The 12,332-nt window shown below is 58.1% G+C and carries 12 protein-coding genes; 8 read left to right on the top strand and 4 right to left on the bottom strand.

Going from position 1 to position 12,332, the window contains the following annotated elements:
- Window positions 1–159 precede the first annotated feature (159 nt).
- Window positions 160–777 (top strand): LysE family translocator, encoded by a 618-nt coding sequence (locus REA38_RS21350; protein ID WP_308886582.1) that lies wholly within the window; start codon window positions 160–162, stop codon window positions 775–777.
- Window positions 778–797: 20 nt separating this feature from the next.
- Here the strand turns inward: REA38_RS21350 and REA38_RS21345 are convergent, their stop codons facing one another.
- The gene (locus REA38_RS21345) at window positions 798–1,250 is read right to left on the bottom strand and encodes a GNAT family N-acetyltransferase (RefSeq protein ID WP_033635504.1); all 453 of its coding nucleotides are present in this window, start codon (window positions 1,248–1,250) and stop codon (window positions 798–800) included.
- A 392-nt stretch (window positions 1,251–1,642) separates the two neighbouring features.
- Between REA38_RS21345 and REA38_RS21340 the strand changes: the two genes are divergently transcribed.
- Both REA38_RS21340 and REA38_RS21335 read left to right on the top strand, forming a co-directional pair.
- On the top strand, window positions 1,643–2,725 hold the full coding sequence (locus REA38_RS21340) for a YncE family protein (RefSeq protein ID WP_049233876.1): 1,083 nt from the start codon (window positions 1,643–1,645) through the stop codon (window positions 2,723–2,725).
- Window positions 2,726–2,781: 56 nt separating this feature from the next.
- Window positions 2,782–4,977 carry a TonB-dependent siderophore receptor gene (locus REA38_RS21335; protein WP_033654586.1) on the top strand — a complete coding sequence of 732 codons (2,196 nt, stop codon included), beginning with the start codon at window positions 2,782–2,784 and terminating at the stop codon, window positions 4,975–4,977.
- Between the two features lie 72 nt (window positions 4,978–5,049).
- On the opposite strand, the gene REA38_RS21330 is transcribed toward REA38_RS21335, so the two are convergent.
- Window positions 5,050–5,262 (bottom strand): hypothetical protein, encoded by a 213-nt coding sequence (locus REA38_RS21330; RefSeq protein ID WP_033648813.1) that lies wholly within the window; start codon window positions 5,260–5,262, stop codon window positions 5,050–5,052.
- 854 nt (window positions 5,263–6,116) lie between these two features.
- Here REA38_RS21330 and REA38_RS21325 point away from each other — a divergent pair.
- A complete protein-coding gene (locus REA38_RS21325; protein ID WP_033635501.1) occupies window positions 6,117–7,193 on the top strand; it encodes an AI-2E family transporter in 1,077 nt (358 codons plus the stop codon).
- A 43-nt stretch (window positions 7,194–7,236) separates the two neighbouring features.
- On the opposite strand, the gene bcp is transcribed toward REA38_RS21325, so the two are convergent.
- Both bcp and REA38_RS21315 read right to left on the bottom strand, forming a co-directional pair.
- Complete coding sequence (gene bcp, locus REA38_RS21320; RefSeq protein WP_033635500.1) at window positions 7,237–7,701, bottom strand: thioredoxin-dependent thiol peroxidase; 465 nt, start codon at window positions 7,699–7,701, stop codon at window positions 7,237–7,239.
- Between the two features lie 2 nt (window positions 7,702–7,703).
- Window positions 7,704–8,309, bottom strand: a complete 606-nt coding sequence (locus tag REA38_RS21315) for a glycine cleavage system transcriptional repressor (RefSeq protein WP_369783268.1) — start codon at window positions 8,307–8,309, stop codon at window positions 7,704–7,706.
- 110 nt (window positions 8,310–8,419) lie between these two features.
- Here REA38_RS21315 and dapA point away from each other — a divergent pair, with 110 nt between their 5' ends.
- From dapA to REA38_RS21295, 4 genes are all read left to right on the top strand, one after another.
- Window positions 8,420–9,301 carry a 4-hydroxy-tetrahydrodipicolinate synthase gene (dapA, locus tag REA38_RS21310; RefSeq protein ID WP_033635499.1) on the top strand — a complete coding sequence of 294 codons (882 nt, stop codon included), beginning with the start codon at window positions 8,420–8,422 and terminating at the stop codon, window positions 9,299–9,301.
- Between the two features lie 16 nt (window positions 9,302–9,317).
- On the top strand, window positions 9,318–10,370 hold the full coding sequence (gene bamC / locus REA38_RS21305) for an outer membrane protein assembly factor BamC (protein WP_308886581.1): 1,053 nt from the start codon (window positions 9,318–9,320) through the stop codon (window positions 10,368–10,370).
- 170 nt (window positions 10,371–10,540) lie between these two features.
- Window positions 10,541–11,254 carry a phosphoribosylaminoimidazolesuccinocarboxamide synthase gene (gene purC / locus REA38_RS21300; protein ID WP_033635498.1) on the top strand — a complete coding sequence of 238 codons (714 nt, stop codon included), beginning with the start codon at window positions 10,541–10,543 and terminating at the stop codon, window positions 11,252–11,254.
- Window positions 11,255–11,463: 209 nt separating this feature from the next.
- Window positions 11,464–12,327: a neutral zinc metallopeptidase gene (locus REA38_RS21295; RefSeq protein WP_033635497.1), complete on the top strand. Its 864-nt coding sequence runs from the start codon at window positions 11,464–11,466 to the stop codon at window positions 12,325–12,327.
- Window positions 12,328–12,332 lie beyond the last annotated feature (5 nt).

Genomic DNA, 12,332 nt, shown 5'->3' with positions numbered 1-12,332 from the left:
CAAGTAATTGAAAGCACATTTTAATCCCTTGAGGATATTCTTGCCATCTGTTGAACGGTTTTGACGGCCGCCGCGGCAGGCGGGGCCGTTCTTCTTCCACGAGGAAAGCGCAATGGTTCTCTGTTCAGTGTGGCGCAGCGCGTTTGAGAGGGCGGCGGTATGACGCTCGCTCTGTTCGCCGCTTTTTGGGCGGTATCGATTTTGTTGGTGATCACGCCGGGTATGGATTGGGCCTATGTGATCTCGGCGGGCATTCGCGGCCGGGTGGTGGTGCCCGCCGTCGCCGGCTTGCTGTGTGGCCATTTGTTGATGATTGCGATCGTGGTGGCGGGCGTCGGCGCGCTGCTGGTCGGCAACCCGCTGGCGCTGACGGCGCTTACCTTGCTGGGAGCGGCTTACCTCTTGTGGATCGGTTGCAACATGCTGCTGCACCCGCCGGTGCCCGGCGCCGGTGAAGATCAGCGTTCCGATTCCTGGCTGTGCTGGGCCGGCAAGGGCGTGTGCGTCAGCGGCCTGAACCCCAAGGTGTTTCTGCTGTTTTTGGCGCTGCTGCCGCAGTTTACCGACGCCCGGGCCGAATGGTCGGTGCCGATGCAGATGCTGGCGTTGGGCGTCGTGCATTTGATCAGCTGCGGCCTGGTGTATCTGCTGGTGGGATTCGGATCGCAGTCGGTACTGCGCACGCGCCCACAGGCCGCGAAGGTGGTGGGGCGCATCTCCGGCGCGGCGATGATCGTCATCGCCCTCGGGCTGCTGGCCGAGCAGGCGCTGAAATAGCGCCTGGTCAGCGAAAACACCTATCGTCGGTAGATGTCCGGCCGGGCGATCTGCCAGACAAAGTCGGGGCGGTTGATGGCGCTATAGCCCACTTTTTCATAGAGCCAGGGGGCGGTGCTGGTGACCAGCATGACTCGCCGCAGCGTCGCCATCAGCGGATGGGCCTGGCAGCATTCCGCCAGCCACAGACCCAGCCCGCTTTTTTGGTACGTTTCCAGCACGTACACGTCACACAGATAGCCGAAAGTGGCGTAATCGGTAACCAGCCGGGCGAACCCGATTTGCCTGGCGCCGTGATACAAACCGAAACACAGGCTGTGGGCGAGGGACTGGCGGACGGTCTCTTTATCAATGCCTTCCGCCCATGACGAACGGGTCAGAAATGCATGGATGGCATCGAGATCCAGCAGAGCGGGATCGGTGCTGACGAGATAGTCCGCACGCTGCCACTCCCGTGGGGCAGGGGTTGTCATGAGGGGGCTTCTCCTGTTGTCTGTTCGTTCGTTGTTAAGTGCCTGTACGCAGGGTGAGGCCGTTTATCGACGGTGTAAGGCGAGATAACCATGCACGGCACCGGGATCGATAGCTGGCGGATTGGTTTTGATAATACGAGATGTCGCCATGACTTTTAGAGAAGGAAGGAAAATAATTACGCTTGATTGCGTAAATAATAATGAGTATGTTTCTCATTCTCTTTGTTGTTCGCGGGCGCACGAAGGAGTTATTAGCCTGCATTAGCGTGATAGTTGATTCACAGGGAAACACTGAGACGCGCGGTGGCGCTCATTTCTCGTGATGAGAAAGCTCAAAACTAAACTGCAGAGCCCGCCGTAAACACCGTTTTGAATGGTCAAGGATTTCCCCGATGAAAATGAAAACCTCTGTGCTCGCCCTGCTGACGGGGATGGCGCTCAGCGGCTGCACGCCGCACCAAACCTCTTCCTCTTCCCCTGCCGTGCAACCTCTGGCGCAAGCGGCGCAATCCGACAGCATCGTCAAACGCCAACTGGCTTATGGCTTGTATGAAATGGCGCTGACGCCAGGGGGAGATGCGCTGTACGTCGCCAGTGCCGAAAGTTTTAAAGATGTACAGGGTGGCGTGGTCTATAAGCTGGACGCCAAGACCCTGAAAACCCTTGGCACGACGCATACCGATCTGAAAAATTTCGCCATGCAGGCCTCTGCGGATGGGAAAACCCTTTATGTCAGCAATTCGCTGGACGGCGGTATCAGCGCAATCGGCGCCGCCGACGGTAAGGTGAAAGGGCGTTTGCTGTTCAGCGAGCGCAATGAGAAAGGGTTGCCGTATGGTGCGCGCCAAATTCTGGCTCACGACAACACGCTGTATGTGGGGGCGGTGGCCGACCCGGCGCAAATTTGGGTGGTTGACGCTGAATCGCTCAAGCTGAAAACGCGCATTAAAAATACCGGCAAATGGATGACCGGCCTGCATTACTCCGAACAGACCCAACGCGTGTATGCCGCCAATGGCAGCGGCGAGATCCTGGTGATCAACCCGCGTTCCAACCGCATCGAAAAACGCTGGAAACCGTTGGGAGACCAACCCGCACTGCTGCTCAATATGGCGGAGGACGAGGCTACCGGTCGTTTGTTCGTCACCGACAACTCCAAAGCGAAGACCACGCTGGTCTTGGATATTCACACCGGGAAGTTATTGAAGCGGCTTGATGTGGGCGACTCTTTGGCTGTCGTTTTCAATCCACGGCGCAACGAAATTTACATCTCGCAGCGTGAATCCGGCAATGTGCTGAGCCTGGATGCGACGACCTATGCGGTGAAACAGCGCTGGCCGCTGCCGCCGAATCCAAACAGCTTGCTGCTGTCGGCAGACGGCCAGACATTGTTCGTTACGGTCAAACAGCCGTTTAACAAAGATCATTCCACTCAGGGGCCGGACAGCGTGGTTCGCATCGCGTTGAATAAATAAGCCCCATCGGCCCGGCGACGGGCCATTTAACTTTTATCCTCATTCATGAGTGAATTATGCACAACACCAGTACAACGAATTTCCCTTTACGTAAAACGCTGCTGGCGCTGACTATTGGCGCGCTGAGCCAGGGGGCGCTGGCCGCAGACGGCGGCGCCAAGAAAAACCAGGAGGACACCCTGGTTGTCCGGGCCGAAAAACACGGCGATTTCAACTCCGGCGGCAATGATTTGGTTCCCGCCTACCTGGATGGACAGGTCGCCCACGGCGGCCGCCTGGGAATGTTGGGCGAACAGAAAGCGATGGACGTTCCGTTCAACGTCATAGGTTATACCGCGAAGCTGGTACAGGATCAGCAGGCGAAGACCATCGCCGACGTGGTCAGCAACGACGCGGGTGTACAGGCGGTGCAAGGGTACGGTAACTTCGCCGAAACCTATCGTATCCGCGGTTTCCAACTGGACGGCGACGACATGACGATGGGCGGGCTGCCGGGCGTGGTGCCGCGCCAGGTGATGGATACCCAGATGCTGGAGCGGGTGGAGATCTTCAAAGGGGCGAACGCCCTATTGAACGGCCTGGCTTCCAGCGGCGTTGGCGGCATGATCAATCTTGAACCGAAGCGGGCGGAAGAAACGCCGACCACCCAGATCGGCCTCGACTACACCTCCGATTCTCAGGTGGGCGGCACGCTGGATCTGGGCCGCCGTTTTGGTGACGACAACCAGTTTGGCGCTCGCGTCAACCTGGTGCACCGTGAGGGTGAAACGGCGGTTGAGGATGATAAGCGGCGCACGACGCTGGCATCGGTTGGGCTGGACTATCGCGGCGATCGTTTCCGTTCATCGTTGGACTTCGGTTATCAGAAAAAGACTTTCCATGGGGGAACGATGGGGGTCAACATCAGCGGCATCGATGTGATACCCGCGGTGCCTGACACCCGTAAAAATTACAGTCAGCAGTGGGGCTACAGCGATATCGAGAACGAATTCGGCATGGCGAAAGCGGAATATGATTTAACCCGCGACTGGAAGGCCTATGCCGGCTTGGGCGCGCAGCACGGCCATGAAACCGGTGTTTACAGCGCACCGAAACTCATCAACGCCAACGGCGACGCCACGGTTGGGCGCCTGGACACCAACCGCATTATCGACGCTTTCAGCGGCATGGCGGGGCTTGAGGGCAAGTTCACGACCTGGGCGGTTTCGCATCGGGTCAACGTCGGCTATTCCGCGCAGATTAAACGCGACAAAACCGCGTGGCGCATGTCCGCCAACAATCCGACGACCAATATCTACGATAACCATGATGTCGCAATACCGGACAATGCCTATTTCGGCGGCAACTACAGCGATCCGCTGACCACGGCGCGCAACCGGACGCAGGGCTGGTTGTTCAGCGATACGTTGGGCTTTTTCGGCGACCGGGTGTTGTTAACGGCGGCGGCGCGCCATCAGAAAGTGGTGGTGCGTAATTACAGCAACGCCACCGGCCTGGAGGATACCGCCTCCCGTTATACGCAAAGCCGCTGGATGCCGACGTTCGGGCTGGTCTACAAGCCGTGGGAAACGGTGTCGCTTTATGCCAACCATACCGAGGCGTTGCAGCCTGGCGGCATTGCGCCGAAAGAGGCGGCTAACTTCGGGCAGAGTACCGGTATCGCCCGTTCCAAGCAAAATGAAGTGGGCGTGAAAGTTGATTTCGAACGCGTGGGCGGCTCGTTGGCGCTGTTTGAAATCAAAAAGCCGGCCACCATGATCGACAGCAACAACTACTACACGTTGAACGGCGAGCAACGTAACCGCGGCGTGGAGTTGAATGTATTTGGCGAACCGGCCTTCGGCCTGCGCCTTAACGGCAGCGCTACCTGGCTTTCGCCCGAGCTGACCAAAACCCAGGGCGGCCGTAACGATGGCAAAGACGCTATCGGCGTAGCGCACTTCTACGCGGTGCTGGGGGCGGAATACGATATCAGGCCGGTCGATGGCCTGACGGCGACGGCGAAAGTGCGGCATACCGGTTCGCAATATGCCGACTCCGCCAATACCAAAAAGCTCGATAGTTTCACGACCCTGGATCTCGGCCTTCGCTATCGCATGCGTTTGAATGAGGATCAAAATACGCTGGTATGGCGTGTGGGGTTGGACAACGTCACGAACGAGAAGTATTGGTCCGGCGTAGAAAGCAATGGCACTTACGTCTTCCAGGGACAGGCGAGAACGCTGAAAGCGTCGGTAACTTACGACTTCTAAGCGATACAGAAACGACGGCGGCCCACATGTGATGGGCCGTCGGTTTCTTCGTCACCGGGGGATCGTTTTTCACTATGACCGATGGGTGAGCACGCTGATCAGATCCAGCGCGTCGTCCGCCGCCGCGATTTCGCTTTCGCTGAGCGCCTGCCGTTCGATGAAGCTCTCGATGGCTTCCAGCAGGGAGAAGACGCTGATTTCATCCCCTATCTTCACGACTTCGCAAACGCCACGCCCGATCGCCAGACAGATGGCTTCATCAAATTCACACGGTTTGCTGTTCATCTTTTTTCCCCTACGGCGTTTGGGATGATATCGGCCATGCTACCGGTTTTTGCCCGGCGGCTGTCTGACGAAAATCTCATTTTTTCGTTGATACTGGCGGGCCCACGATCGCGTGCAGTGGCGAAATTCTGATTTCCTCACCGTGGCCAAATTTCCCTTGTGACCGCCGTGCCGGCGCGGTATTGTCGCCAAATGACGACAATACCGCCTCATTGTCCGCATAAAAAATTCATGACGTTATCATCCCTTCATCCCGCTGCCGTGCGGGATTTTTTTATGAGGTTTATCTCAAAGTGCGGATAACCTCGACGCGATCGCTTGCCATGTTCTGGGAATAATCCTAGCTTGAAATAGTCATTTAGGGTTAGCAATCCCTCATGACCTCCTTGTAACACTTGATGCACCAGAACGTTTTCTCCCCCGCTGCGGCGGGGGTTTTTAATGACGTGCATCAGAAAAGGCCGCAACGCAAGAACCGACAGAGTTCGTGACGATAATCAGTTTAAGCATCAGGGGATGGGAAAATGAAAAATGATCTGGCGGCGGCGATCGCGATTGGCTGTGTGCTGTTGTTCGCATTGGCGGTCGGTTCGCCCCTTTCTATCGGTACCTCGCTGTAATCTTCCGCGGCCCCGTTCGGGGCCGCTCACCGCGCCTGTCACCGCGTCTGCGGATTTTTGCGCCGATCGCCTGCCCACGCGATAAAATCAGCCAAATTGCGGTTGATGTATGGCGAACTTTGAGTACTCTGAGTGCTTTGCACACCTCGCGTGCGCCCGTTCTATCTATGCTTTAATCACGCCCATCACAGGAATCGCCATGCCCGCCCGTCAAACCTCGAGGAGCCCGCTCTGATGCTGGAGATGTTATTACAGTGGTACCGCCGCCGCTTCACCGATCCGCAGGCTATCGCGCTGCTGGTGATCCTGGTTGCCGGCTTCCTCATTCTCTATTTTCTGCACGGCATTCTGACCCCGTTGCTGGTCGCCATCGTGCTGGCCTATCTGCTGGAGTGGCCGACCGCGCGCCTGCAGCGCATCGGCTGTTCGCGCACCTGGGCGGCGAGCATCATGCTGCTGGTGTTCGCGGGCGTCGCGATGCTGCTGGTGTTCGTCGTCGCGCCAACCGCCTGGCAACAGGGCATCAATCTGATGAGCGATCTGCCGGGCATGCTCAACCAGTTCTATAACTTCGCCGCGACGCTGCCGAAGCGTTACCCGGCGCTGGTGGATGCCGGCATCATCGACATGATGGCGGAAAACCTGCGCAGCCGGCTGTCCGGCATGGGCGAGTCGGTGGTGAAATTCTCGCTGGCGTCGCTGGTCGGCCTGCTGACGTTGGCTATCTACCTGATCCTCGTGCCGATGATGATGTTCTTCCTGCTGAAAGACAAAGAGCAGCTGCTGAACGCGGTGCGCCGCGTGCTGCCGCGCAATCGCGGCCTGGCGGGGCAGGTCTGGAACGAGATGAATCAGCAGATCACCAACTATATTCGCGGCAAGGTGCTGGAGATGGTGATTGTCGGCGTGGCGACCTACCTGGTGTTCGCCGTGCTGGACATGCGCTATTCGCTGCTGCTGGCGGTGCTGGTGGGCTTCTCGGTGCTGATCCCCTACATCGGCGCGGTGCTGGTCACCATACCGGTAGTGGTGGTGGCGCTGTTCCAGTGGGGCGTCGGCGCCGATTTCTGGACGCTGATCGTCGCCTATCTGGTGGTGCAGGGGCTGGACGGCAACCTGCTGGTGCCGATCCTGTTCTCCGAAGCGGTCAACCTGCATCCGCTGGTGATTATCCTTTCTGTGATCGTGTTCGGCGGGATGTGGGGCTTTTGGGGGGTGTTTTTCGCCATACCGCTGGCGACGCTGGTGAAGGCGGTGATTCACGCCTGGCCGGATGAACTGCGGGTCGAGGTGGAAGACGAGGCCGGCTGAGAGGGAATAACGAAGCGCAGCAGGCCGCTGCGCTTCGTGAGATTTACTGCTGCAGGTAGTTCAAAACGATGTCGTGGTGATTGGTGGTTTTGAAATCATCAAACACTTTTTCAATCTTGCCTTTGGCGTCGATCAGGAAACTGATGCGGTGAATACCGTCGTAGGTCTTGCCCATGAAGGTTTTCTCGCCCCACACGCCAAACTGTTGCGACACCTGATGATCTTCATCAGACAACAGCGTGAAGTTGAGCAGCTCCTTTTCGGCGAAGCGCGACAGTTTTTCCGGTTTGTCGGTGCTGATGCCCAGCACTTCGACGCCGGCCTTTTTCAATTCGTCCATGTTGTCCCGCAGGCCGCAGGCTTGCACGGTGCAGCCCGGCGTCATTGCCTTCGGATAGAAGTAAACCAAAACTCGCTGTCCCTGGAAGTCGGCCAAATTAATTTCCTCACCGTCCTGGTCAGGCAAACTAAATTTCGGCGCTGTGTCACCGGCTTTCAATGGGCTCATCACTACTCTCCATCTTTCTCGTCATGCTGTGGATAGTTCACCACGCTAATACTGCCTTGCGCGTTCAATTCTGTACATAGGCGATGGAAGGCTTGCTCAATATTTGAGGCGTCCCGATCGCCGGAGCTGTGGGCGGTGATTTGGATATACAGCTGCGGCGGCAGGTCGCCGTCCGCCGGCTGCGTGCGCGAGACCAGTTCGGCGATATTCATCTGGCTGGAGTCGAACAGATCGGTAAAGCGTTCGATGATGTGCGGCGAGTCCTTCACTTCCACCTGCACCCACACCGTGGCCGGCATCGGCGGCCTTTCGTGCGAGTTTGTGCGTTTCATCACGATCAGCAGATCCAGCTCCGCGCCTTTTTGCGGCAGGGTGGATTCGATCAGGGTGATGGCGTTCCAGCTGCCGGACAGCAGCATGATGAACGTGAACTCCTCTCCCAGCATGGCCAGACGGCTATCTTCGATATTGCATCCGCAACTGCTGACGTGGCGGGTGATGGTATTGACGATTCCGGGGCGGTCGGCGCCGAGCGCGGTAATCACGAGATAGTGTTCGTCTGACTGAGGCAAAATAGCGCTTCCTGTCGTGCTTAATGGGGTTACCATGGTAAACATAAAAAAAACCGCCTGCCAAGCGCTTACAACGCGGTTGTGCGCTTGCTTTTGGATAGGCAGCAAAAGTACCATGAGTGACTTGTTTGTGGAGGGGACGGCCAATGTTTACGGGAAGTATTGTTGCACTGGTTACGCCGATGGACGACAAAGGTGCTGTCGATCGCGCGAGCCTGAAAAAATTGATCGATTATCATGTAGCCAGTGGCACCGCGGCGATCGTTTCCGTAGGGACCACCGGCGAGTCCGCAACGCTTGCCCATGACGAGCACGTTGACGTGGTGCTGCAGACGCTGGAGCTGGCTGACGGCCGCATTCCGGTGATCGCCGGCACCGGCGCCAACGCCACCGCCGAAGCCATCGCGCTCACCACCCGCTTCGCCAACACCGGCGTGGTGGGCTGCCTGACGGTGACGCCGTACTACAATAAGCCGACGCAGGAAGGGCTGTATCAGCACTTCAAGGCGATCGCCGAGAGCACCGAGCTGCCGCAGATCCTGTACAACGTGCCTTCGCGCACCGGCTGCGACATGCTGCCGCCGACCATCGCTCGGCTGGCGAAAATCAAGAATATTGTTGCTGTAAAAGAAGCGACGGGGAACTTAAGTCGCGTTAGTCAGATCCAAGTGCTGGTTGACGATGAAGATTTCATTTTGCTGAGCGGCGACGACGCCAGCGGGCTGGACTTCATGCAACTGGGCGGCAAAGGGGTGATTTCCGTGACGGCCAACGTGGCCGCGCGCGAGATGGCGGAACTTTGCGCGCTGGCGGCGCAGGGCAAGTTTGCGCAGGCGCGCCGCTTAAATCAGCGCTTGATGCCGTTGCATCAGGATCTATTTGTAGAAGCAAACCCAATTCCGGTGAAGTGGGCCTGTAAGGCGTTGGGATTGATGGCAACCGATACGCTGCGTCTGCCGATGACGCCGTTGAGCGAAGCCGCCCGCCCGGTGGTGGAGCGCGCGCTGAAAAGCGTCGGTTTGCTGTAACTCTAAGGGAAATTTGATGGCTTATTCATTGCAAAAGTCGACGGTAGCAAAAGTAGTGGGCATCTCTTTGGTGATGATGCTGGCGGCCTGCAGCAGCGATCAGCGCTACAAGCGCCAGGTCAGCGGCGACGAGGCCTACCTCGACGCGGCTCCGCTCAAGGCGCTGAACGCGCCGTCCGGCATGATCCTGCCGGTGCAGAGCGGCAACTATGACGTTCCCGCCACGACGCTGCAAGGCAACGTCGGCAAGCAGTTGGACATTCGTCCGCCGGTGCAGCCGTTGGCGCTGCTGAGCGGTTCTCGCGCGCAATACGCCGGCGACAGCGGCACGCTGCTGCTGGAAAACAGCCCGCAGAACCAGAACCTGTGGTCGCGCGTGGTCAGCCTGCTGCAGGCGAAGAACATCGCGATCGCTTCGCGCCAGGACGCCGGTCAGACCCTGACCACCGACTGGGTGAAGTGGAACCGTCTGGACGAAGACAACCAGTACGAAGGCCGTTATCAGATCAGCGTGCAGCAACAGGGCTACCAGCAGGCGCTGGTGGTGAAAAGCGTTGGCCTGCAGCAGCAGGACAAGACCGAGCAGGTGACCGATCAGTCTGAAATCCAGCGCTACAACGGCATGATGATCAACACCCTGATCGAAGGCCTGGACAAGCAGGACAACCTGGCGAGCAGCCAGACCGCCAGCCGCTTCGGCGCGCTGGACGTGCAGAGCGGCGCCGATGACACCGGCCTGCCAATGCTGGTGGTGCGCGGCCCGTACACCGTGGTGTGGGATCGCCTGCCGCCGGCGCTCGAAAAACTGGGGATGAAAGTGGGTGACCGCAGCCGTCCGCAGGGCACCGTCGCCGTGACCTACAAGTCCCTGAGCAGCAGCGATTGGGATGCGTTGGGCGTCAAGGATCCTGAACTGGCGGAAGGGGATTACAAGCTGCAGGTCGGCGATCTCAACAACCGCACCAGCCTGCAATTCATCGATCCGAAAGGCAAACCGCTGACCCAGTCGAAAAACGACGCACTGGTGGCGGCATTCCAGTCTGCCTTCAGTAAAACCAGCGTTAACTAATCGAAAAGGGGCTGCGGCCCCTTTTTGTTTTGTCTATACGGTATCGTTTGCGTCGCAGGTTTGGCACAATAGTGCCCGGCACGCCAAAGAATTCATTAGGTCAATTCTATACCCCCTAATTTCGGGCCGCGCTCGGGAGACATCGGGGATACATCACTGGAGTAAGTAAGATGCAAAAGCTAGCTGAGCTGTATCGCGGAAAGGCAAAAACCGTTTACACCACCGAGAATCCCGATCTGTTGGTGTTGGAGTTCCGCAACGATACGTCAGCACTGGATGGTCAGCGCATTGAGCAGTTCGATCGCAAAGGCATGGTGAACAACAAGTTCAACCATTTCATCATGAGCAAACTGGAAGAAGCCGGCATCCCGACCCAGATGGAGCGTCTGCTGTCCGACAACGAAGTGCTGGTGAAAAAGCTGGACATGGTGCCGGTGGAATGCGTGATCCGCAATCGCGCCGCCGGTTCGCTGGTGAAGCGTCTGGGCATCGAAGAAGGCCTGGTGCTGAACCCGCCGCTGTTCGATCTGTTCCTGAAAAACGACGCCATGCACGATCCGATGGTCAACGAATCCTACTGCGAAACCTTCGGCTGGGTGAGCAAAGCGCATCTGGCGCGCATGCGTGAGCTGAGCTACCGCGCCAACGACGTGTTGACCCAGCTGTTCGACGACGCCGGCCTGATCCTGGTCGACTTCAAGCTGGAGTTCGGCCTGTTCAACGGCGAAGTGGTGCTGGGCGATGAGTTCTCGCCGGACGGCAGCCGCCTGTGGGACAAAAACACCCTGGACAAGATGGACAAAGACCGTTTCCGTCAAAGCCTGGGCGGCCTGATCGAAGCCTATGAAGAAGTGGCGCGCCGCATCGGCGTGAAGCTCGACTAAGCGTCGGCACCGCCATTCGGGGCGATCCGGCCGGATCGTCCCGCTATTCTGCGTTTTTCCAGAAAATTTCTACATTTCCTCTGCGGCAGACCATTTATAATAATGGATGCGAGATGACTAAAACCTATCCCACTCAGGCTTGAAGCTGCCTTTGCGCTTACCATCGCGGCGCAACTTCAACGAGCAGGGGAAATATCTGGAGTATATTTATGCGTTGGCAAGGGCGTCGGGAAAGTGACAATGTTGAGGATCGTCGCGGGCAATCTTCAGGTTTGGGCGGCGGCGGCTTCCGCGTGCCGGTGCGCGGCAAGGGCGGCATCGTCATTCTGGTGGTGGTGCTGGTGGCCGGCTATTACGGCATCGATCTGTCGCCGCTATTGAACGGCGGTAACGTTGCGCCGCAGGGGCAACAACAGAGCGCCAACATCAGTCCGAAAGATGATGAGCTGGCCAAATTCACCTCGGTGGTGCTGGCCTCGACCGAGGACAACTGGAAAGAGATTTTCCAGCGCATGGGCAAAACCTATCAACCGCCGAAGCTGGTGATGTATCGCGGCGTGACGCGCACCAGCTGCGGCACCGGTCAGGCGGCAATGGGGCCGTTCTACTGCCCGGGTGACAGAACGGTGTATATCGATCTGTCTTTCTATCAGGACATGAAAACCAAGCTGGGCGCCGGCGGTGATTTCGCTCAGGCCTATGTGGTGGCGCACGAAGTCGGCCACCACGTGCAGAACCTGTTGGGCATCGAGCCCAAGGTGCGCCAGATGCAGCAGGGTGCCAGCCAGGCGGAAGTGAACCGTCTGTCGGTGAAAATGGAGCTGCAGGCTGACTGTTTCGCCGGGGTGTGGGGCAAATACGCCGAGAAGCAGCAGATGCTGGAAGAGGGCGATCTGCAGGCGGCGCTGAACGCCGCGCAGGCGATTGGCGACGATCGGTTGCAGCAGCAGAGTCAGGGCCGCGTTGTGCCGGACAGCTTCACTCACGGCACCTCGCAGCAGCGCTACACCTGGTTTAAACAGGGCTTCGACAGCGGCGATCCCAATACCTGCAACACCTTTGCATCCCGTTAACGCCT

The sequence above is a fragment of the Serratia sp. MF1(2023) genome, assembly GCF_030954545.1.
In the GTDB taxonomy this organism is placed as follows: domain Bacteria; phylum Pseudomonadota; class Gammaproteobacteria; order Enterobacterales; family Enterobacteriaceae; genus Serratia; species Serratia sarumanii.
Note: the sequence above shows the minus strand (reverse complement) of the source record. Positions and strands in the feature narration are given on the sequence as shown.

Bases quoted from the DNA above. Each gene is read 5' to 3' on its own strand.
- bcp (WP_033635500.1), bottom strand. From the start codon at position 7,701: ATGAGCCCATTGAAAGCCGGTGACACAGCGCCGAAATTTAGTTTGCCT.
- bamC (WP_308886581.1), top strand. From the start codon at position 9,318: ATGGCTTATTCATTGCAAAAGTCGACGGTAGCAAAAGTAGTGGGCATC.
- REA38_RS21330 (WP_033648813.1), bottom strand. From the start codon at position 5,262: ATGAACAGCAAACCGTGTGAATTTGATGAAGCCATCTGTCTGGCGATC.
- REA38_RS21345 (WP_033635504.1), bottom strand. From the start codon at position 1,250: ATGACAACCCCTGCCCCACGGGAGTGGCAGCGTGCGGACTATCTCGTC.
- REA38_RS21325 (WP_033635501.1), top strand. From the start codon at position 6,117: ATGCTGGAGATGTTATTACAGTGGTACCGCCGCCGCTTCACCGATCCG.
- purC (WP_033635498.1), top strand. From the start codon at position 10,541: ATGCAAAAGCTAGCTGAGCTGTATCGCGGAAAGGCAAAAACCGTTTAC.
- REA38_RS21295 (WP_033635497.1), top strand. From the start codon at position 11,464: ATGCGTTGGCAAGGGCGTCGGGAAAGTGACAATGTTGAGGATCGTCGC.
- REA38_RS21340 (WP_049233876.1), top strand. From the start codon at position 1,643: ATGAAAATGAAAACCTCTGTGCTCGCCCTGCTGACGGGGATGGCGCTC.
- REA38_RS21350 (WP_308886582.1), top strand. From the start codon at position 160: ATGACGCTCGCTCTGTTCGCCGCTTTTTGGGCGGTATCGATTTTGTTG.
- dapA (WP_033635499.1), top strand. From the start codon at position 8,420: ATGTTTACGGGAAGTATTGTTGCACTGGTTACGCCGATGGACGACAAA.
- REA38_RS21335 (WP_033654586.1), top strand. From the start codon at position 2,782: ATGCACAACACCAGTACAACGAATTTCCCTTTACGTAAAACGCTGCTG.
- REA38_RS21315 (WP_369783268.1), bottom strand. From the start codon at position 8,309: ATGGTAACCCCATTAAGCACGACAGGAAGCGCTATTTTGCCTCAGTCA.